Raw genomic sequence first — 19,981 nt, 5'->3', positions numbered from 1 at the left:
AAACCGGGGATGATCCGCATAGCCTTTGCGCCGTGCGGGAGAATCGCTTTATGGATAGTCAGGTTAATCAATAACAATAATGACCACACAATGTCGCTCACCCGAGCTGTTGCCTCTGAAAATCATTGCCACCGGGGCCGCGTTGCCGCCCAACCGCGTGGCCTCCTCTACGCTCGATGCCCGCCTGGGGAAACCGGCCGGCTACGTTGAAAAACGCTCGGGCATCGTTTACCGCTATCACGCCGCCGACGACGCCAGCCAGGCCGATCTCGCCGCCGCCGCGCTGCAAGACGCGCTGGCCCGCAGCGCCATTCCGGCAGCCTCCATTGACCTTTTGATCTCCGCCTCGGCGATAGCGGTGCAGGCGCTGCCGTGCACCGCCGCGCATATTCTCAAGGTTGCCGGGCTGGCACCGGGTACGCCGGGCTTCGACATCAACAGCAGCTGCGTCAGCTTTATCTCTGCGCTGCAGGTGGCGGCGGGGCTGTTGAACGCCGGGACGTATCGGCGTATCGCCATCGTCTCGGCGGATCTCGCTTCGCGCGGCATCGACTGGCAGCACGAAGAGTCGTCGCTGATCTTCGGCGACGGCGCCGCCTGCGCCATCGTGGAGCGCGGCGACGGCGCCAGCGGCATCCTCGCCAGCCTGGTGGAAACCTATCCCGCCGGCAGCGAACTGTGCGAGATCCGCGCCGGCGGCACGCGCCGCAACCCGCGCGCCGGCATGTGCGAGCAAGACTTCCTGTTTCATATGCAGGGCAAGCCGCTGTTCCGTCAGGCGTCGGCGCTGATTGAGGACTACCTCGACCGGCTGCTGAGCGCCAGCGGCTTGACTCTGGGGCAGATCGCCACCGTGGTGCCGCACCAGGCCAGCCATTTGTCGCTCGAACATATGCGCAAACGGCTGCACGTCTCCAGCGAGGCGCTGGTGGACATCTACCGCCATCACGGCAACCAGGTGGCGGCTTCTATCCCGACCGCGCTGCATGCCGCCGTGACCACCGGGCGCTTCAACCCCGGCCAGCCGGTGATGCTGATCGGCACCGCCGCCGGGCTGGCGCTGGCCGGCATGGTGTTGCTGCCATGAGGGTGCTGGTGACCGGGGCGACCAGCGGGCTGGGGCGCAACGCGGCGGAGTGGTTGCTGGAAGCCGGGCATCAGGTGCGCGCCACCGGCCGCGATGAGCGGGCCGGCGAAGCGTTGCGCCAGCTGGGCGCCGAATTTTACTCGCTCGATCTGGCGCAGGCCACGCCGCAGCAGTGCCGGGAGCTGGTAACCGACTGCGAGTGGGTGTGGCACTGTGCGGCCAAGTCTTCGCCCTGGGGCAGCAAAGCGGAATTTCACCGCATCAACGCCGCAGCGACGGACAAGCTGGCGGAGGCGGCCGGGCGCTGCGGCGTGCGGCGCTTCGTGCATATCTCCACGCCGGCAATCTACTTCGATTTTCAGCCGCATTACGATCTTGATGAGGGTTATCGCGCCCGGCGCTTCGCCAACCACTATGCCGCCAGCAAGCACGCCGCCGAGCAGCGGCTGTTGGCGCAGGCGAAGATCTACCCGCAAACCACCTATATTATGCTGCGGCCGCGCGGCCTGTTTGGCCCGCACGATAGGGTGATCGTGCCGCGGCTGTTGCAACAGCTCGAACGCGATCGCGGCGTGCTGCGGCTGCCCGGCGGCGGGCAGGCGTTGCTGGATCTGACCTTTGCTCCCAACGTGGTGCACGCCATGGAGCTGGCCAGCCGGCAACGCGGATTGCCGTCCGGCGCCGTGTACAACATCACCAACCACCAACCGCAGCGGCTGGCGGAGATGCTGGATGCGCTGCTGCGCCAGGAGCTGGGGCTGCGTTACCGGCTGCAGGCCGTGCCGTATCCGCTGCTGCAGGCGCTGGCCGGCGGCATGGAGTTGTGGGCAAGCCTGAGCGGCAAGGAACCGCTGCTGACGCGCTACAGCGTGGCGGCGGTGCATTTTGACATGACTCTGAGCCAGACTCGCGCGATCGAAGAGCTGGGCTATCGGCCGCGTTACTCGATGGAGGAGGGGATCCGCCTGACCGGCGAGTGGCTGCGGCAGCAAGGAGGCATACCGCATGGCTAAGGTCACCGTATTTGAAGTGGGCTATTGCACGCATATCGGCTGTATGGCGCTGCGCGGCGCCGGGTTCCGGGTGTGTAAATTCCCGGCGCGCGCCTATCTGCTGGAGGTGGGGCAGCGCCGCTGGCTGTGGGATACCGGCTACGCGCATTATTTTCAGCAGCACACGCAGTCGGGGGTATTCAGCCTTTACCGCCGCATGACGCCGGTCTATTTCGATCCCGCCGAGTCGTTGGCGCATCAGCTGCGCGAAGCCGGTTACGCCGAAGGCGACATCCAGGCGCTGATCGTCTCGCATTTTCACGCGGATCACATCGCCGGGCTGCAGGATTTCAGCCACCTCGACTTTATTTGCTCCGGCGAAGGCTGGCAGCAAACCCGTGGGCTGCGCGGTTTCGCGGCACTCAAGCGCGCCTTTATTCCCGGCCTGATCCCGGCGGATTTCGAGAGCCGTCTGCAGTTTATGGAGGCTTTTCCCTCGGTGGCGTTGCCCGCGCTGCTGGCGCCGTTCGATCGCGGTTACGCGCTGCCGGGCAGCGAGGGGCAGATCGTGCTGGTGCCGCTGCCGGGGCATGCGGCCGGCCATATCGGCGCCTTTATTCTCACCGACGCCGGCTGGACGCTGTTGGCCAGCGACGCCGCCTGGTCGCCGCAGAGCTACCAGACGCTGCGCGGGCCTTCGCGCCTGGCCAATCTGGTGATGGACGATGCGGCGGCGTACACCCGCACGCTGGAACGGCTCAACCAGCTGTGGGCGGGCGGCCAGGTTAACATTTTGCTGTGCCACGAGGGGGACCTGTGATCCCCTTCATGACCTTGTGGCACTATTTCCGCGCCCGGCGCCTGCGCTTTGGCGATCGTGCGGCGCTGGAGGCGCATCAGGCCCGGCAGCTCGCGGGCTTTGCCCGCCGGGTGCTGAGCAAGAGCCCCTATTTTCAGCGCTTCAGCCGCCGCCCGTTCGCCGAATGGCCGCAGATGGACAAGGCGCTGATGATGGCGCAGTTTGACCGGATGAATACCGCCGGGCTGAGCCGAGAGGCGGTGCTGGCCTGCGCGCAGCGCAGCGAGGCGGATCGCGATTTCACGCCGAAGATCGGGCGCTACAGCGTCGGGTTGTCGTCTGGCACCTCCGGGCAGCGCGGCGTGTTTGTCGTCAGCCCGCGCGAACAGCAGGTGTGGGCCGGTGGCATGCTGGCGAAGATGCTGCCGGACGGGCTGTTGGCCGGCGAGCGCGTCGCCCTGTTTCTGCGGGCGGACAATAATCTCTATCACAGCGTAAACAACCGTTGGCTGAGCCTGGCGTTTTACGATCTGCTCGCGCCGTTCAGCGAGCATCTGCCCGCACTGGAACGGCAGGCGCCCAGCATCATCGTGGCCCCGGCGCAGGTGCTGCGTGCCCTGGCACTGGCGGTGCTGGCCGGGCAGGTGAAGCTGCCGGTCAAAAAAGCGATCTCGGTCGCCGAGGTGTTGGAAGAGCAGGATCGCCGCCTGCTGATGCAGGTGTTTCCGGCGGTCGGCGAAGTGTATCAGGCCACCGAGGGGTTTCTTGCCGCCACCTGCGCGCACGGCACGCTGCATCTGAACGAAGAGTTTTTGCATATCGAACCGCAGTGGATCGACGAGCAGCGTTTTACGCCGCTGATCACTGATTTCACCCGCAGCACGCAGCCGATCGTGCGTTATCGGCTGGACGATGTGCTGGTGCTGCGCAAGGAACCCTGTCCGTGCGGGCAACCGACGCGGGCGATTGCGCGTATCGAAGGGCGGCGCGACGATCAGCTGATGTTACCCGATGCGCAGCGGCAGCCGCAGGCGGTGTTCGCCGATGCCTGCAGCCGGACGATCGCCAATGCGTTGCCGCTGACCAGCGATTACCGCCTGATCCAGCGCGGCGAGCACCGGCTGGAGCTGATCGCCGATTGCAGCCCGGCGGCGTTGGCGCACTGCCAGGCGCAGCTGATCGCGCTGTTCGCTCGCCAGGGCATCGCCACCGATCGGCTCGAATGGCGGTTGACGGCGCAGGCGGTGTTACCGCAGTTCGATCGCAAGCGGCGGCGCATCGTGCGCCAGGCGGAGGAAGCATGAAAAAGATGCTGTTCAGGCTAGGGCACATGTTGCTCGGCTGGGGGACGGTCGGGGTGGTGTATAGCCTGACCGATCGCCTGCAGGGGGCGGGAACCCTGCTGCCGCCATCGGCGCTTGACCGGGCGATCCCGTTTAATCCGGCGGCCATTTGGCTCTATCTGTCGTTCTTCCTCATCGTCCCGGCGGGCTATTTGCTGGCGCCGCTGCAGCGAATCAAATGGCTGACGCTGGCGATGCAGCTGACGGCGCTGGGCGCCGGGGCAGTTTACCTGCTGTGGCCGACCACCATGGCCTATCCGCAGAACGAGGGCGTTGGGCTCAGCGCGCAGCTGCTGGCGGCGTTAACGCAGGTGGATTCGCCGCAAAACTGCCTGCCGTCGTTGCACATGGCGCTGACGGTGCTGGCGGTGTGGGCGCTGAGCGACGGCGAGCGCAAAGTGCGGACGGCGCTGTGGATGCTGTGGGGCGTGGCGATCGCGTTCTCCATCCTGCAGCTGCGCCGCCATTTGTTTGTCGATCTGGCCGGCGGTGCGCTGCTGGCGCTGTTCGCCGGCTGGCTGGCCCTGCGCATAGAGGCCCTACGCCGGCGCGTGGTTAAAGGAGAAGTAGGATGAGCGATCTGGCGTTGCCGATAGTGTTCATGCTGTTCATCGTGGTGGCCGAAGCGGTGGCGCTGCAGTGGGGGCGCCGTGAGCCGGTCAACTGGCACGATCTGGTGTTCAACCTGAACTCCGGCCATATCATGCTGTGGCTGTTCCGCGGGCTGGAGATCACCTGCTACGGCTACGTGGCCGCGCATTTCAGCCTGGGGCTGCTGGACGCCTGGCCGCCGCTGCTGATGTGGCTGTTCGCCCTGCTGGCGTGGGACTTCGGTTTCTACTGGCTGCATCGCCTGCACCACCGCTTCCGCGTGCTGTGGGCGGTACACGTGGTGCACCACCAGGGGGAGCACTTCAACCTGTCGCTGGGGGTGCGCAACTCCTGGTATTCGTCGTTGACGTCGATCCCGTTCTTTTTGCTGCTGGCGCTGGCGGGCGTGCCGCTGTCGGTGTTCGTCACGGTGTCGATTTTTCACTACAGCATTCAGCTGTTTAACCACAATGCGCTGACGCCGAAGCTGGGCGTACTGGAAAAAATCCTGGTCACGCCGGCGCACCACCGGGTGCACCATGTCAAGGACATGGCGTATTCCAATAAGAACTTCGGCGGCAGCTTTATCTTTTGGGACAAGCTGTTCGGCACGTTCTGCCCGGCGCTACCGACCACGCCGTTCAGCTACGGCGTCAGCGGCGATCGGCCGTCCGCCAATCCATTTTGGGCGAGCAATCTGCCGTTCCTGCGCTATTTCCGTCTGGCCTGGCGCCCGGCGCCGGGCCGGCCGCGCGACCGCCGTTCGGCGCTCAGCGTCTTCAGCGGCGCCATGCTGTTGTTCTCGCTGGTGGTCGGTTACGTCTACCAATACGGTTACGGTTACGGCGACATCAGCTGGCCGCAAATGGCGCTGCTGGTGCTGCTGGCGTTGGGCTCGGTGGCGCTGGGCGGCATGACGGAAGGGCGGCCGTGGGCGAGCGCCGTTTGGCTGCTGATCGCGCTGGGCATGCCGCTGCTGTTTATCGGCTATCTTGGCTGGCCGCAGCGCTATTGGCATATCGCCATGGCCGCCGTGGCGCTGCATGCCCTGTGCGTGGCGCTGGGCTGGGGGCGAGTGGCCGCACCGGCCGCCGTGGAGGAACCGCATGGCTGACTCATTACCGCCGCTGCGTTTCCCCACCGATGGCGAGCAGGCGTTTCACCGCGATCTCAAGCGCGCGGCGCACGCCTGCCTGGCGGGCGATCATCGCTATGCCGATACCGCGCGGCTGGCCAAGGCCACGCTGTTGCTGGCGCTGTGCGTCGGGTTTTATGCCCTGAGCCTGATGCAGCATCAGCCCTGGGCGTTTTTCCTCTGCTATTTCCTGTTCGTGGCCATGGGCATGCTGCTCAACGTCAACGTCAATCACGATGCTTCGCATAACGCCTTCTTGCGCGCGCCCTGGGCCAATCGCCTGGTGGGGCGGTTGGTGACGCTGCCGCTGGGCGTCGATCCGGACTATTGGCGCACGCGGCACGTGGATTACCACCACGTTTACGCCAACGTCGAACACTACGATCTGGACACCGAAGAGAACGGCTTTTTCCGCCAGACGCCGTTCCAGCGCTGGCGGCCGCATATGCGCTATCAGCATCTGTACTGGCCGCTGATCGCCGCGCTCTCGCTACCCTACATCGCGTGGATTTTCGATTGGTCCGATCGGCTCAATAAAACGCCGCTGCGGGAAAAACGCGTGCTGGCGGGGCGCGGCGGTTGGGCGCTGTTCGTGCTGTGCAAATTGCTCCATGTGGCGCTGGTGCTGGTGGTGCCGCTGATCCTGTGCCATCTGCACGGCATCGGTTGGGGCTGGGTGCTGTTGGCTTACGCGCTCAGCCAGATGTTTGCCTCGCTGCTGGTGGTGTTCCTGCTGCTGGGCACCCACTGGGCGCAGGCCGAGTTTTACCCGGCGCCGGCGGGCGACAGCATGCCGCACGGTTGGTACCGGCACAATTTCGCCACCGCCTGCGATTGGCAGCCTGAGCCGCGCTGGCTGGAACACCTGACCGGCGGGCTGAACTATCACCTCACCCACCACCTGTTTCCCGGCTGGAATCACCGCCACTATCCGGCACTGGCCGCCGCGGTGGCGGAAGTGGCTCAGCGGCACGGCATGGCATATCGCTGCATCGGCTATCGCGAACTGCTGGCGCAGCAACAGCGCTTCTTGCGCCTTATGGGGCAGCCATGAAACCGCTGCGCCCGTTAGCCTATCGGCGCGATGACGGCGGGCTACATCGCGCGCTGATGCAGGCCGCCCAGCATTATTTGGCGGCCAACGGCGATCACCGCTTCGCCGACGGCGGCATGCTGGCGAAGGTGGCGCTGCTGTTGGCGCTGTGCGGCCTGTGTTACGGGTTGAGCCTGCAGCAGCAAAACGGCTGGGCGTTTTTCGCCTGTTATTTCGGCTTTATCTTTATTGGCATGTTCCTGACGGTGAACGTGGTGCACGACGCCTCGCATAACGCGTTTTTCCGTCGGCCCTGGGCCAACCGCTGGCTGAACGCTCTGGTGAGCGTCCCGCTGGGGCTGGATCCCGACTGCTGGCGCGTGCGCCACGTGTTGTTTCACCATGCCCATAACAATATCGAACATTACGACCCTGACATCGACGCCAATGGCGTGCTGCGGCAAACGCCGTTCCAGCGCTGGCGGCCCTTTATGCGCGCCCAGCGTTACTATTGGCCGCTGGTGGCGGCGCTGACGTTCCCGTACTACATCTGGCTGTTCGACTGGCTGGACCGGGCGGGCCGCACCCGCGTGGCGGCGCGCATGGCGCAGCAGGGCGTGCGCGGCTGGTGCGGATTTCTGGCGGGCAAGGCGGCGCACCTGCTGCTGGCGCTGGCGATCCCGTGCTGGCTGCTGCCGCCGGCCATCGGCATCGGGCAAATTCTGCTGGTCTATTTGCTGAGCCAGATGCTTTCTTCATTGCTGTTCGTAATGTTGATCATCGGCACCCACTGGGCCAAAGCCAATTTTTATCAGGCGCCGGCGCAGGGTGCGATGCCGCACGGCTGGTATCACCATGTGTTCGCCACGACCTTCGACTGGCTGACCCGGCCGCGCTGGCTGGGATACTGGCTCGGCGGGGCGAACCTGCATTTGACGCATCATCTGTTCCCGCACTGGAGCCACCGCCATTACCCGGCGCTGAGCCGCATCATCGGCGAGGTGGCGCCGCGTTTCGGCATCGATTACCGCCTGCTGGAGCTGGAGGAGCTGTTGCGCCTGCAGCAGCGCTTCCTCAGCGCGATGGGGCGCAAACCGCATTAGCGTTGCATGTGGATTGTGCGAGGCGTTACGCAGTTCACTAATTGAACGATATTTGCCCTTCCAGTAGACTTTCCCCCTGTGAATCAACGGCCACAGGAGGTGGACTATGCGCAGCTTGCCGATTCGGTTATCGAACAAAATTGATGATGATCTGAACGATATTGCCCGGCGTCACGGGATGGAAAAAACCGAGGTAATCAAAATGGCGTTTGCACTGATTACCCTTGCCGATAAGTACTGGATGAAACAGGATGGTACTTCTCTTGGCATTGTACGGGAGAAGGGTGAACAGCTTGAAGCGGTGGGGCGGGTCGTGGAGATCTTCCCATGAACATCGAAAGCCGTAATTTGCACGATGAGGCCAGCCAGGTTTATCTGGAGCAGGTCTTGGTCTTCGACGAAATGGAGCGGCTGCGCCTGGCGCGCCAGGTGCTGTGCGGGATATTTGCGGTCAGCGTGGGCGTATTCGCCGCCCACGCGTATTGGGACAAAAATGAAGCACTGAGGCAAGCGTTCGAACTGGTGAAGATCGGCGCCTTGCCGCTGGTCACGCTGGTGGTATCCTTCTACTTTCCCAACAGCGCGGCCAGATAAGGCGCCGCGTCAATGCGACTTCATGCCCGCCGCGGTCATCAGCAGGCGGAACAGCGAGGCGACCACGAACAGCCCCAGCACGCTGGCGCTCCAGATGATCACCAGCCAACCGATGCGTTTCCACCAGGGCGCCGGCGCGGCGGTTGCCGTTTTATCTTGCATAGCGTCCTCCCTTCTCAGTGATAGCCGTGTTCATGGCTGATCTTGCCGCGGAACACGTAGTAGCTCCAGAAGGTGTAGACCAGAATGATCGGGATGATGAACAGCGCGCCTACCAGCATAAAGCCGAGGCTCTGCGGCGGGGCGGCGGCGTCCCACAGGCTGATGGCCGGCGGGATCAGGTGCGGCCAGATGCTGATGCCAAGCCCGCTCAGGCCGAGAAATACCAGCAGCAGCGTCAGCATGAACGGCGAGTAGTGCGCGCCGCGTTTCACCCCGCGTTGAATCCCCCAGGCGCTGAGCAGCACCAGCACCGGCACCGGCAGCAGCCAGAACAGGTTCGGCAGCGTAAACCAGCGGGCGGCGATTTCCGGATGCGCGATCGGCGTCCAAATACTGACCGCGGCCAGCACCAGCAACAGGATCGCCAGCAGCGGCGTCGTCAGGTGATACATGCGCGCCTGCAGGTCACCGGCGGTTTTCATCACCAGCCAGGTACAGCCGAGCAGGGCGTAGGTCACCACCAGCCCCAGCCCGCAGAACAGCGCAAACGGCGTCAGCCAGTCCAGCGCGCCGCCGGCGTAGGTGCGGCCTTCGACCGGGAAGCCGTTGATCACGGCGCCTACCACCACACCCTGGCTGAAGGTGGCGAAGATTGAGCCCCAGATGAACGCCTTGTCCCAGATATGGCGTTTCTCCGGCTTCGCCTTGAAGCGAAACTCGAAGGCCACGCCGCGGAAAATCAGCCCGATCAGCATCAGCGTCAGCGGGATCGCCAGCGCGTCGAGGATCACCGAGTAGGCCAGCGGGAAGGCGCCGAACAGCGCCGCGCCGCCCAGCACCAGCCAGGTTTCATTGCCGTCCCACACCGGGGCGACGGTGTTCATCATCAGATCGCGGTCGCCGCTCTCTTTCACCCACGGAAACAGGATGCCGATGCCCAAGTCAAAACCGTCCATCACCACGTACATCATGGTGCTGAACACGATGATCACAAACCAAATCAGCGGAAGATCGATGCCCATGTTCAGCTCCTGTCGTCCAGAGTGTCGTTGACCGCGGACAGCGGACGTGTCGGGCGGCCCTCGGTATTGTCTTCTTGGTGTTCATGCGGCTGCGGCCCTTTGCGGATCAGGCGCATCATGTAGGAATACCCCACGCCGAACACCGAGCAGTAGACGATGATGAACGCCAGCAGGCTGATGCTCATGTGCAGGTCGCCGTGCGCGGAGACCGCGTCCTTGGTGCGCAGCAGGCCGTACACCACCCACGGCTGGCGGCCGATCTCGGTGGTGAACCAGCCCGCCAGCAGCGCCAGCAATCCGGAAGGGCCCATCCACAGAATGAAGTACAGGAACGGACGCGACTGATACAGCCCGCCGCGCCAGCGCAGCCACAGGCTCCACACCCCGGCCAGAATCATCAGCATGCCCAGCCCGACCATGATGCGGAACGACCAGAACACCACGGTGGAGTTGGGGCGATCTTCCGGCGGGAAGGATTTGAGCGCCGGCACCTGTTCGGTCAGGCTGTGGGTCAGGATCAGGCTGCCGAGGTACGGCACTTCCAGCTTGAAGCGGGTCTCTTCGCGCTGCATGTCCGGCCAACCGACCAGGATCAGCGGCGTGGCTTCGCCCGGCGGGTTTTCCCAGTGGCCTTCAATGGCGGCGATCTTCGCCGGCTGGTGTTTCAGCGTATTCAGGCCGTGCGCATCGCCGATCAGCGCCTGCACCGGCGCGACGATCAGCGCCATCCACATCGCCATTGACAGCATCTTGCGCATCGCCGGGGTATCGCGGCCGCGCAGCAGGTGCCAGGCGGCGGAGGCGCCGACGAAGAACGCCGAGGAGAGGAAGGCGGCGGTGGACATGTGCAGCAGGCGGTACGGGAAGGACGGGTTGAAGATCACCTTCAGCCAGTCGACCGGCACCACCTGGCCGTTGATGATTTCATGCCCCTGCGGCGTCTGCATCCAGCTGTTGGAGGCCAGGATCCAGAAGGTGGAGATCAGCGTGCCGAGCGCCACCATACAGGTGGCGAAGAAGTGCAGGCCGGGGCCGACGCGGTTCCAGCCGAACAGCATCACGCCGAGGAAACCGGCTTCGAGGAAGAAGGCGGTCAGCACTTCATAGGTCAGCAGCGGCCCGGTAATGCTGCCGGCGAACTCGGAGAAGAAGCTCCAGTTGGTGCCGAACTGATAGGCCATCACCAGCCCGGACACCACGCCCATGCCGAAGTTAACGGCGAAAATCTTTGACCAGAAATGGTAAAGCTCGCGGTAGGCTTCATTGTGCGTTTTCAACCATAACCCTTCCAGCACCGCCAGATAGCTGGCTAAACCGATGGTGATGGCGGGGAAGATGATATGGAAAGACACGGTGAAGGCGAACTGTATTCTGGCGAGTTCCAGTGCATCAAGACCCAGCATGGCGCCTCCTAGGGTTGAACATAAATTAACCTCTTGAGTATAGCTGTCATTTTTATGTGAAATACTTGGCGTCAAGTTAAGCACGGAGTACAGTGACTATAATAGTGACAGTTATTTTACTTTTTCATATAACAGTTAATGGTTATGACCCGATACGAGCAGCTTGCGCAGCAGATTAGAGAACAGATCCAGAACCGGGTGTGGCGGGCGGGCGACAAGCTGCCTTCGCTGCGCGAGAGCGACAAACGCGCCGGATTGAGCCTGATGACGGTGGTGCAGTCTTACCAACTGCTGGAGAGCCAGGGGTGGATCGTCGCCCGGCCGCAGTCGGGCTACTACGTGGCGGCGCGTCCGCAGCCGCTGCCTCAGCCTTCGCGCGGCGAGAAGCTGTTGCTGAGCGAGCAGGTGGACATCAACGCCTTTATTTTCGACGTGCTGCAGGCCTGCAAGGATCCGGATATCGTGCCTTTCGGTTCGGCCTTTCCCGACGCCACGCTGTTCGCCCAGCCGAAGCTGGCGCGGGCGCTGAGCAGCGTAGCGCGCAAGTTCACGCCGCACAGTTCGCTGGCCAACCTGCCGCCGGGCAACGACGCGTTGCGGCGGCACATCGCCCAACGCTATGCGCTGAGCGGCATGCAGGTCGCGCCGGACGAAATCGTCATCACCGCCGGGGCGATGGAGTCGCTCAGCCTCAGCCTGCAGGCGGTGACCCAGCCGGGCGACTATGTGGCGATCGAGTCGCCGGCGTTTTACGGCGCGCTGCAGGCGCTGGAACGGCTGCGGTTAAAGGCGGTGGCGATCGCCACGCATCCGCAGGACGGTATCGATCTGGACGCGCTGCAGCAGGCGGTGGAACAGTATCCGATCAAAGCCTGCTGGCTGATGACCCACTTCCAGAACCCGCAGGGCGCCACCCTGCCGGAGGCCAACAAGCAGCGTCTGGTGGCGCTGTTGCGCGACCGACAGATTTCGCTGATTGAAGATGACGTTTACGGTGAGCTGTACTTCAGCGCGGAACGGCCGCTGCCGGCCAAGGCGCTCGACAGCGGCGGCCAGATCCTGCATTGCTCGTCGTTTTCCAAATGCCTGGCGCCGGGCTTTCGCGTCGGCTGGGTGGCGGCGGGGCGTTATGCGCAGCAGATCCAGCGTTTGCAGCTGATGAGCACCGTTTCCACCAGCGTGCCGACCCAAATGGCGCTGGCGGATTATCTGCTGCACGGCGGCTACGATACCCATCTGCGGCGGCTGCGGCGGCTGCTGGCCCAGCGCCAAAGCGCGATGCGTCAGGCGATCGCCCACCATTTCCCGCCGACGGTGAAGGTCAGCCAGCCCGACGGCGGATACTTCCTGTGGCTGGAGCTGGATCCGGCGCTGTCGTCGATGGAACTGTACCGGCAGGCCCTTTCCCGGGGGATCAGCATCGCGCCAGGGCGCATGTTTACGACCGGCGACCATTTCAACCACTGCTTCCGCCTCAACGCCTCTTTTGAATGGAACGATCGGTTTGAAGAGGCGATCAAAACCTTAGCCAAACTTATTCGGGGGCTGGCGGCGGCAGGCTGAATCGCATTTTGCACGGCGCTTCGCCCCAGAAAAATTCATAATGCTTTTTTCGGCAATGGAATGCCGGTTTCGTTGTTAGACAGCCCTCCAGCCGCCCATTACTCTGCGATAAATTTTGTCACATTTATATCAACGGGAAGACGAGGGGCAGTGGGTGAGTGGAATAAAAAATAGGCTAAACAAACTGTTGCGCTATCGGCTGACGCCGCTGGCGCTGGCGCTGGTCTGTGCGCTGGGGCTGAGCGCCGGCGTGCAGGCGGAAACGCTGGCCGAAGGCATCACGCCGGCCAGCGACGCTGCTCGGGTACCGGCCGCCGCCAAGCTGCGTAAAGACACCGTGGTGGCGGGCATCTCGGAGCCGCAGGGGATTTTCAACCCGTATCTGTTCACCAACGGCTGGGACGAGAACGTGACCGACGTGATCTTCAGCCGCCTGATCGGCCTGGACAGCCAGGGCAAGCCGGAAGGGCGATTGGCGGAGTCCTGGCAGGTCAGCCCCGATAATCTGACCTACACCATCAAGCTGCGGCCGAATCTGGTCTACAGCGATGGCTCGCCGCTGAAGGCCGACGATATCGCCTTTACCCTGACGCTGCTGCACGATCCGGCCTATGACGGCGACACCGACATCACGCCGGCGCACATCCAGGGTGGCGCCGAGTATAAAAACGGCACCGCCGCCGGCATCAGCGGCCTGAAGGTGATCGACGATCGCACCATTCAGATCGTCACCACCCAACCGGGCGCGACTACGCTGCAACTGATTGGCGGGCCGGTGCTGTCGCGGGCTTACTACGGCAAAGACTATCAGCGCGGCAAGCTCGACGGCGTGCGCGCCTTCAACGGCAAGCCGCTCGGCAACGGCCCCTATATTTACGACAAGTACGTGCCGGGGCAGGAGATCCGCTTCCACGCCAACCCGAACTTCTATCTCGGTGCGCCGCCGATGGCGCGCTTTATCTACCGCGTCACCAACCCGGCCACCAACTTCCAGCTGTTCCAGACCGGTGAGACCGACTACGACGCCTTTACCGCCAAGCCGGACGATATCGAACAGCTCAAGCTGCTCGGCTTCGCCAATATCAACCTCTACAGCTCAAGCGATTACAGCCGCATCGACTTCAATCTCAAGCGCCCGGCGCTGCAGGACAAACGGGTGCGTCAGGCGCTGATCTACGGCCTGGATCGGCAAAGGCTGATCGCCGTGGTGTACCAGGGGTATGGCAAGGTCGCCAACCAGCCGATCTCGCCGATCTCCTGGGCCTATGACGCGAACGGCATCAATCCCTACGCTTACGATCTCGACAAGGCCGGGAAGCTGTTGGACGAGGCCGGCTGGCGAGTGGGCGCGGACGGCATTCGGCAAAAAGACGGTAAGAAGCTGGAGCTGACGCTGCTGGTGACCAAAAAGCTGATCAACGATGCGCTGGTGCCGATCGCCAAGGACAACTACCGCCGGCTCGGCGTGGTGCTGAAACCGCAGGTATTGGACTTCAACGCGCTGCTGGCGCAGCGCAAGGCGGGCAATTACGACCTGGTGTCGCTCAGCACCAGCACGTTGAACGATCCGCACGATGGCGTGCGCGATTTCATCAGTCGCGAGAGCGAGACCGGTTATCACAATCCGCAGGTAGACGCGCTGATCGCCAGGGCCAATGCCACGCTGGATATCGCGCAGCGCAAGCCGCTTTACCATCAGCTGTATCAGGCGCTGGCGGACGATCCACCGGTGATCCTGCTCGGCAACCGCGAGATTTTGAGCGCCAGCAGCGCGCGCGTCACCGGCTTTAAACCGGATATCTACAACGGCTTGGTCGGCAGCCTGCCGAACGTCAAACCGGCGCCGTAACGCCCTGACGCCGCCGCGCCACTCCGGGCGGCGGCGATGGAATTCGCGATGAGACATTTTATCCTGCGCCGTCTGTTGCAGACGATCCCGATGCTGCTGTTGGCTTCCTTGCTGATTTTTTGCATCTTCGCCCTGGCGCCCGGTGACTTTATCGACGGCAACATCAACCTGACCGCGCAACGCGCCGCCGAGCTGCGGGCGCTGTACGGGTTGGATCAGCCGTTGTTCAGCCGCTACCTGCACTGGCTCGGCCGGCTGCTGCAGGGCGATCTCGGTTTTTCGCTGCAGTATCAGATCCCGGTCAGCACGCTGCTGAACCAATACATCTGGAACTCGTTCCTGCTGGCGGCGGTGGCGATGGTGCTGTATTGGGGCATCGCGCTGGCGGTGGGGGTGATCTCGGCGATGAAACCCTATTCGCTGTTCGATCATCTGATCACCGTGGCGGTGTTCGCCGCCATGTCGTTTCCGACGTTCTTCCTGTGTCTGCTGCTGATCAAATGGTTCGCCGTCGATCTGCACTGGCTACCGGCGGGCGGCATGCTGCGCACCGGAAGCGAAGCGAGCGGGCTGGCGTGGGCGCTGGAAGTGGCGGCGCACCTGCTGCTGCCGGTGCTGGCGCTGGTGATGCTGCAGGCCGGCAGCCTGACGCGCTATTTCCGCGCCAGCATGCTGGACGTGATCCGCATGGACTATATCCGCACCGCGCGCGCCAAGGGGCTCAGGGAGAAAACGGTGATCCTCAAACACGCGCTGCGCAATGCGCTGTTGCCGATCGTCACCCTGCTGGGGTTCGAGCTGCCGGGATTGTTCTCCGGCGCGCTGATCACCGAAAAAATCTTCAACTGGCCGGGCGCCGGGCATATCCATATCGATTCGCTGGCGGCGCGTGATTACCCGGTACTGATGGGATTCACGCTGTTTCTGGCAGCCTTGACCATTCTCGGCAATCTGCTGGCGGACATTCTGTACGCCTATGCCGATCCGCGCATTCGTTTGAGGTAACGCTATGTTGGCTACGTTGTTTTTCGGCCGCCGCCGCCGCTGGCGTCAGGCCCAACTGCCCGCGCTGGCGCAACTGTCGCCGCCGCCCGCCGCGCAGGCCTGGCGACGACTGCGTCGCCACCGGCCGGCGATGATCTCGCTGGCGTTGCTGGTGCTGTTGGCGTTGCTGTGCCTGATTGGGCCGTCGCTGTCGCCGTGGCGCGACGACGCAGGCGATGTGCTGAATATCAATCAGGCGCCGAGCGGCGCGCACTGGTTGGGCACCGACTTTCTCGGCCGCGATATCTGCACCCGGCTGCTGCTGGCGGGGCGGATATCGCTGACCATCGGCCTGGTGTCGATGCTGCTGTCGGTGACGCTGGGCTATGTGCTGGGGGCGCTCGCCGGTTATTTGGGCGGCGTGGCGGACAGGCTGATCATGCGCTTCGCCGATCTGCTGATGACCATTCCCGGCCTGCCGCTGCTGATCATCATGGGGGCGATGCTGACCGAGCTCGACGTCTCGCCGGACTACCGCATCTACATGGTGATGATCATGCTGAGCCTGCTGGGCTGGCCGTCGCTGGCGCGGCTGGTGCGCGGCCAGATCCTGTCGCTGCGCGAGCGGGATTTCATGCTGGCCACCGAGGTGCTGGGGCTCTCCACCCGGCGGCGTCTGTTCGGCCATCTGCTGCCCAACACCGTGCCGATTTTGGTGGTGGTGGCCACCATGGCGGTGGCTAACGCCATTCTCAGCGAATCGGCGTTGAGCTACCTCGGGCTGGGCGTGGTGCCGCCGACGCCATCGTGGGGCAACATGATGGATGCCGCCAACAGCCTGATCGACTTTCAGCGCCGCCCCTGGCTGTGGATGCCGCCGGGGCTGGCGATCTTCGTCACCGTGGTGGCGATCAATATCTTGGGCGACGGTCTGCGGGACGCGCTCGATCCGAAAATGAACGGGGTAACACGATGAGCCAACCGCTGGTGGCGTTCGATCGACTGTCGGTGTCGTTTCAGGGAGAGCAAGGGCCGGTGCGGGCGGTGCAGCAGGTCAGCCTTGAGCTGCAGGCCGGGCAAACGCTGGGGATCGTCGGCGAGTCGGGCTGCGGCAAAAGCGTGACCGCCATGGCGCTGATGGGGCTGCTGCCGCAGCCGTTGGCGCAGGTAGACGGCGGTGAAATTCGCTTTGAAGGGCAGAACCTGCTGTCGCTACGGGCATCAAAGATGGCCGATCTGCGCGGCAACCGGCTGGCGATGATCTTTCAGGAGCCGATGAGTGCGCTCAATCCGGTGTTGACCCTCGGCGAACAGCTGGTGGAGCCGCTGATTCGCCACCTGGCCCTGTCGCCGAAAGCGGCCTGGGGTCAGGCGATTCAACTCTTGACGGAAGTGGGGTTGGCGCGCGCGGAGGCGCTGATGCGCTGCTACCCGCATCAACTGTCCGGTGGCATGCTGCAGCGCGTGATGATCGCCATGGCGATCGGATGCCGCCCGGCGCTGCTGATCGCCGATGAGCCGACCACGGCGCTCGACGTCACGGTACAGGCGCAGATCCTGGCGTTGCTGCGCGAGCAGAGCCGGCGACACAACATGGCGATGATCTTGATCACCCACGATCTCGGGGTGATCGCCCAGATGACGGACCGGCTGGCGGTGATGTACGCCGGGCGCGTCGTCGAGCAGGGCACGACCCGGGAAGTGTTGGCCGAGCCGCGGCATCCTTATACTCAGGGGCTGATCGCCTCGCGGCCGGTGCCGGGCCAGCGGCTCCGCCGTCTGTATTCCATTCCCGGCCAGGTGCCGGATCTGGCGCGCTTGCCTGAACACTGTGCGTTTGCCGAGCGCTGTGCGCAGGCCTCCGCTCGCTGCCGCGATGGCATTCCGCCGCTGTACGGCACACCGCAGCGCCAGTCCGCCTGTTTCCTCAACGCGGGAGGGCGCCCGCATGTCGATTGAACCTCTGGTGGAAGTGAAAGGATTAAAGAAATATTTCCCGCTGCGCGACGGGCTGTTCGGGCGAACCACCGGCCAGCTGAAGGCGGTGGACGACGTCAGCTTCAGCATTCGCAAGGGCCGCATTTTTGGGCTGGTGGGCGAGTCCGGCAGCGGCAAAACCACCGTTGGCCGCACGCTGCTCGGCCTGCACGACAAAACCGCCGGCGAGGTGATGTTCAAAGGGCAGGCGTTGGATAGCCTGAGCAAAGAGGCGTTGCGCGCCCTGCGGCCGAAAATGCAGCTGGTGTTTCAGGATCCGTACAGCTCGCTGAATCCGCGCCTGCGCGTGGGCGACGCCATCGGCGAAGCGCTGTTGCAGCACGGCCTGGCGAGCAAGGCGGAACTGCGCGAGCGAGTGCTCGATACCCTGTCGATCTGCGGGCTGTCTCCACAGCATTACGGGCGGTTTCCGCATGAGTTTTCCGGCGGCCAGCGCCAGCGCATCGGCATCGCGCGCGCGCTGATCCTGCAGCCGGAGTTTATCGTCGCCGACGAACCGATATCGGCGCTCGACGTGTCGATTCAGGCGCAGATCATCAATCTGTTTTCCGATTTGCAGGAACGGCAGGGGGTGACGCTGCTGTTTATTTCGCACGATCTCGGCGTGGTAGAGCACCTGTGTCAGGACGTGGCGGTGATGTACCTGGGGCAGATCGTCGAGAGTGCCGACCGCGATGCGTTATTTCGCCGGCCGCTGCATCCCTACACGCAGGCCTTGCTGGCGGCGGTGCCGACGCTGGATGTGCATCGCTCGCTGCCGCGGGCAGCAAGCGGCGAGCCGCCCAATCCCGCCAACCCGCCGCACGGCTGCCGTTTCCACCCGCGCTGCCCGCAGGCCACGGCGCAGTGCCGTGAACAGGCGCCGCGCCTGCGCAGCGTGGCGCCCGGTCATCAGGTGGCGTGCCATGTGGTCGGCTAGCGTCAGGACAGGTAGTGCTTCAACGCGCGCCCGGCCTGATGGATCGCCGAATGCACCGCCGGGACGTGGGCGAGCGGATTCAACAGGCCGTAGTCGTGGATCAGCCCGTTATAGCGGGTGGAGGTGACCTCGACGCCGGCGGCATCGAGCAGACGCGCGTAGGCTTCGCCCTCATCGCGCAGCACGTCCAGCTCGGCGGTTTGCACCAGCGCCGGCGGCAAACCCCGCAGCTGTTCCGGCGTAGCGTTGAGCGGCGAGGCGTAGATGTCTTTGCGCTGCGCCTTATCGGGCGCGTAACTGTCCCAAAACCACTTCATCATGTTGCGAGTCAGGAAATGGCCTTCGGCGAACTGATGATAGGAGTCGGTATCAAACTGGGCGCGGGTGACGGGCCACAGCAGGATCTGGCAACGCAGCGCCGGTATGCCTTTCTCTTTGGCCATCAGGCTGACCACCGTCGCCATATTGCCGCCGGCGCTGTTGCCGACCACCGCCAGCCGCGAACCGTCGACGTTGATCTTCTCGCCGTACTCGGCCACCCATTCGGTGGCGGCGTAAGCCAGGTTGATCGCCTCAGGGTAGCGCACCTCCGGTGAACGGGGATAGTTGACGAACACCGCCGCCGCGCCTGAGCTGTGCACCAGATCGCGCACCAGCCGTTCATGGGTGGGGAAATCGCCCAGCACCCAGCCACCGCCGTGAAAGAACATGAATACCGGCAACGCCTCTTTGACCCTGGCCGGCCGCACCAGCTGCAACAGAATATCCTGACCTTCTACGTGAATGGTTTTCTCGCTGATCTCGACCTCGCGCAGCGGCACCTCGACGCTGCGCTGCGCGTCCTCCAAGACTCTGCGCGCCTCTTTGGGCTTCATCTGTTCCATGGGTTTACCGCCGCCGGCATTCAGCGCGTCGAGAAACGCGCGGATGTCGTGCTGGGCGTGCGGCTGGCTGAGATCGACGGTTTTCTTGGGCATGGTGACTCCTTGTGCGCAGAAGAGAAGGGGCGGTCAGGATCACAGTGTAGACGCTGGCGCACAAAGCAGGAGCCACGGTCAGCGCGGCCCTGTTTCGGGAGCATGGCGGGGGAGATCTCTGCGTCGCTGCCGCGTTGCACAATTTTGGCGCACCGCTGCACCCGATGGGGGCAAAAAGCGTGATAGCGAGCAAAGGGGGGGAAATTATTTTTGCGAGCCCGATCAGAAATCCTGAAGTTTTTCGTAATTGAATAGGATTTCGCGCGCAATGATGATTTTAGGCCTTATTTTTTAATTTATGCATTACCAATGCATAGAAAATGAATAAATATTCATTATAAGCCGTTGTTTTAACGTAAAAAATAGCAAAATACGGCAAAAATCCCGTTTTGGCACGATAGCTGCTCTACACTCTTTATCAAACGAC

The 19,981-nt window shown here is 63.5% G+C and carries 20 protein-coding genes; 16 read left to right on the top strand and 4 right to left on the bottom strand.

What is annotated here, in order from left to right; genetic code table 11:
* The first annotated feature begins 79 nt into the window (after nucleotides 1-79).
* From AC4PR2_RS00630 to AC4PR2_RS00585, 10 genes are all read left to right on the top strand, one after another.
* Nucleotides 80-1,087: a 3-oxoacyl-[acyl-carrier-protein] synthase III C-terminal domain-containing protein gene (locus AC4PR2_RS00630; RefSeq protein ID WP_074026772.1), complete on the top strand. Its 1,008-nt coding sequence runs from the start codon at nucleotides 80-82 to the stop codon at nucleotides 1,085-1,087.
* Nucleotides 1,084-2,100 (top strand): NAD-dependent epimerase/dehydratase family protein, encoded by a 1,017-nt coding sequence (locus tag AC4PR2_RS00625; RefSeq protein ID WP_089186086.1) that lies wholly within the window; start codon nucleotides 1,084-1,086, stop codon nucleotides 2,098-2,100. Before AC4PR2_RS00630 ends, AC4PR2_RS00625 begins: the two co-directional genes overlap by 4 nt.
* Nucleotides 2,093-2,899, top strand: coding sequence for an MBL fold metallo-hydrolase (locus AC4PR2_RS00620; RefSeq protein ID WP_060439746.1), 807 nt, complete (start codon nucleotides 2,093-2,095; stop codon nucleotides 2,897-2,899). The genes AC4PR2_RS00625 and AC4PR2_RS00620 overlap by 8 nt, the downstream gene beginning before the upstream one ends.
* A complete protein-coding gene (locus tag AC4PR2_RS00615) occupies nucleotides 2,896-4,182 on the top strand; it encodes a F390 synthetase-related protein (protein WP_070914686.1) in 1,287 nt (428 codons plus the stop codon). Before AC4PR2_RS00620 ends, AC4PR2_RS00615 begins: the two co-directional genes overlap by 4 nt.
* Nucleotides 4,179-4,796 (top strand): phosphatase PAP2 family protein, encoded by a 618-nt coding sequence (locus tag AC4PR2_RS00610; RefSeq protein WP_084827675.1) that lies wholly within the window; start codon nucleotides 4,179-4,181, stop codon nucleotides 4,794-4,796. The genes AC4PR2_RS00615 and AC4PR2_RS00610 overlap by 4 nt, the downstream gene beginning before the upstream one ends.
* A complete protein-coding gene (locus AC4PR2_RS00605) occupies nucleotides 4,793-5,926 on the top strand; it encodes a sterol desaturase family protein (RefSeq protein WP_038877003.1) in 1,134 nt (377 codons plus the stop codon). Before AC4PR2_RS00610 ends, AC4PR2_RS00605 begins: the two co-directional genes overlap by 4 nt.
* Entirely contained in the window at nucleotides 5,919-7,001 is a 1,083-nt protein-coding gene (locus AC4PR2_RS00600; RefSeq protein ID WP_089186082.1) for a fatty acid desaturase family protein, read from the top strand. The genes AC4PR2_RS00605 and AC4PR2_RS00600 overlap by 8 nt, the downstream gene beginning before the upstream one ends.
* Nucleotides 6,998-8,083 carry an acyl-CoA desaturase gene (locus AC4PR2_RS00595; RefSeq protein ID WP_060424024.1) on the top strand — a complete coding sequence of 362 codons (1,086 nt, stop codon included), beginning with the start codon at nucleotides 6,998-7,000 and terminating at the stop codon, nucleotides 8,081-8,083. Before AC4PR2_RS00600 ends, AC4PR2_RS00595 begins: the two co-directional genes overlap by 4 nt.
* Nucleotides 8,084-8,189: 106 nt before the next feature.
* Nucleotides 8,190-8,414, top strand: coding sequence for a hypothetical protein (locus AC4PR2_RS00590; protein ID WP_025303190.1), 225 nt, complete (start codon nucleotides 8,190-8,192; stop codon nucleotides 8,412-8,414).
* Nucleotides 8,411-8,677: a hypothetical protein gene (locus AC4PR2_RS00585; RefSeq protein ID WP_147839850.1), complete on the top strand. Its 267-nt coding sequence runs from the start codon at nucleotides 8,411-8,413 to the stop codon at nucleotides 8,675-8,677. Before AC4PR2_RS00590 ends, AC4PR2_RS00585 begins: the two co-directional genes overlap by 4 nt.
* A 9-nt stretch (nucleotides 8,678-8,686) precedes the next feature.
* Here the strand turns inward: AC4PR2_RS00585 and AC4PR2_RS00580 are convergent, their stop codons facing one another.
* Genes AC4PR2_RS00580 through AC4PR2_RS00570 form a run of 3 tightly spaced genes read right to left on the bottom strand, consistent with a single transcriptional unit; the run spans nucleotide 8,687 to nucleotide 11,264 of the window.
* The gene (locus tag AC4PR2_RS00580) at nucleotides 8,687-8,839 is read right to left on the bottom strand and encodes a DUF2474 domain-containing protein (RefSeq protein WP_071605360.1); all 153 of its coding nucleotides are present in this window, start codon (nucleotides 8,837-8,839) and stop codon (nucleotides 8,687-8,689) included.
* A 14-nt stretch (nucleotides 8,840-8,853) separates the two neighbouring features.
* Nucleotides 8,854-9,861 carry a cytochrome d ubiquinol oxidase subunit II gene (cydB, locus tag AC4PR2_RS00575; protein ID WP_336850340.1) on the bottom strand — a complete coding sequence of 336 codons (1,008 nt, stop codon included), beginning with the start codon at nucleotides 9,859-9,861 and terminating at the stop codon, nucleotides 8,854-8,856.
* A 2-nt stretch (nucleotides 9,862-9,863) separates the two neighbouring features.
* A complete protein-coding gene (locus AC4PR2_RS00570; protein WP_443014384.1) occupies nucleotides 9,864-11,264 on the bottom strand; it encodes a cytochrome ubiquinol oxidase subunit I in 1,401 nt (466 codons plus the stop codon).
* Between the two features lie 144 nt (nucleotides 11,265-11,408).
* Here AC4PR2_RS00570 and AC4PR2_RS00565 point away from each other — a divergent pair, with 144 nt between their 5' ends.
* From AC4PR2_RS00565 to AC4PR2_RS00540, 6 genes are all read left to right on the top strand, one after another.
* Entirely contained in the window at nucleotides 11,409-12,827 is a 1,419-nt protein-coding gene (locus AC4PR2_RS00565) for an aminotransferase-like domain-containing protein (protein WP_492174816.1), read from the top strand.
* 187 nt (nucleotides 12,828-13,014) lie between these two features.
* Nucleotides 13,015-14,676: an ABC transporter substrate-binding protein gene (locus tag AC4PR2_RS00560; protein ID WP_376788276.1), complete on the top strand. Its 1,662-nt coding sequence runs from the start codon at nucleotides 13,015-13,017 to the stop codon at nucleotides 14,674-14,676.
* A 48-nt stretch (nucleotides 14,677-14,724) separates the two neighbouring features.
* Nucleotides 14,725-15,681 (top strand): ABC transporter permease, encoded by a 957-nt coding sequence (locus AC4PR2_RS00555; protein WP_319856676.1) that lies wholly within the window; start codon nucleotides 14,725-14,727, stop codon nucleotides 15,679-15,681.
* Nucleotides 15,682-15,685: 4 nt separating this feature from the next.
* Nucleotides 15,686-16,636, top strand: a complete 951-nt coding sequence (gene opp4C / locus AC4PR2_RS00550) for an oligopeptide ABC transporter permease (protein ID WP_060424016.1) — start codon at nucleotides 15,686-15,688, stop codon at nucleotides 16,634-16,636.
* A complete protein-coding gene (locus tag AC4PR2_RS00545; protein ID WP_060424013.1) occupies nucleotides 16,633-17,619 on the top strand; it encodes an ABC transporter ATP-binding protein in 987 nt (328 codons plus the stop codon). The genes opp4C and AC4PR2_RS00545 overlap by 4 nt, the downstream gene beginning before the upstream one ends.
* Nucleotides 17,609-18,577 carry an ABC transporter ATP-binding protein gene (locus tag AC4PR2_RS00540; protein ID WP_060424011.1) on the top strand — a complete coding sequence of 323 codons (969 nt, stop codon included), beginning with the start codon at nucleotides 17,609-17,611 and terminating at the stop codon, nucleotides 18,575-18,577. The genes AC4PR2_RS00545 and AC4PR2_RS00540 overlap by 11 nt, the downstream gene beginning before the upstream one ends.
* A 2-nt stretch (nucleotides 18,578-18,579) precedes the next feature.
* Here AC4PR2_RS00540 and AC4PR2_RS00535 read toward each other — a convergent pair whose 3' ends face one another.
* Nucleotides 18,580-19,554, bottom strand: a complete 975-nt coding sequence (locus AC4PR2_RS00535) for an alpha/beta hydrolase (RefSeq protein ID WP_060439755.1) — start codon at nucleotides 19,552-19,554, stop codon at nucleotides 18,580-18,582.
* Nucleotides 19,555-19,981: the final 427 nt, after the last annotated feature.

Source organism: Serratia sp. A07 (assembly GCF_058725505.1).
Note: the sequence above shows the minus strand (reverse complement) of the source record. Positions and strands in the feature narration are given on the sequence as shown.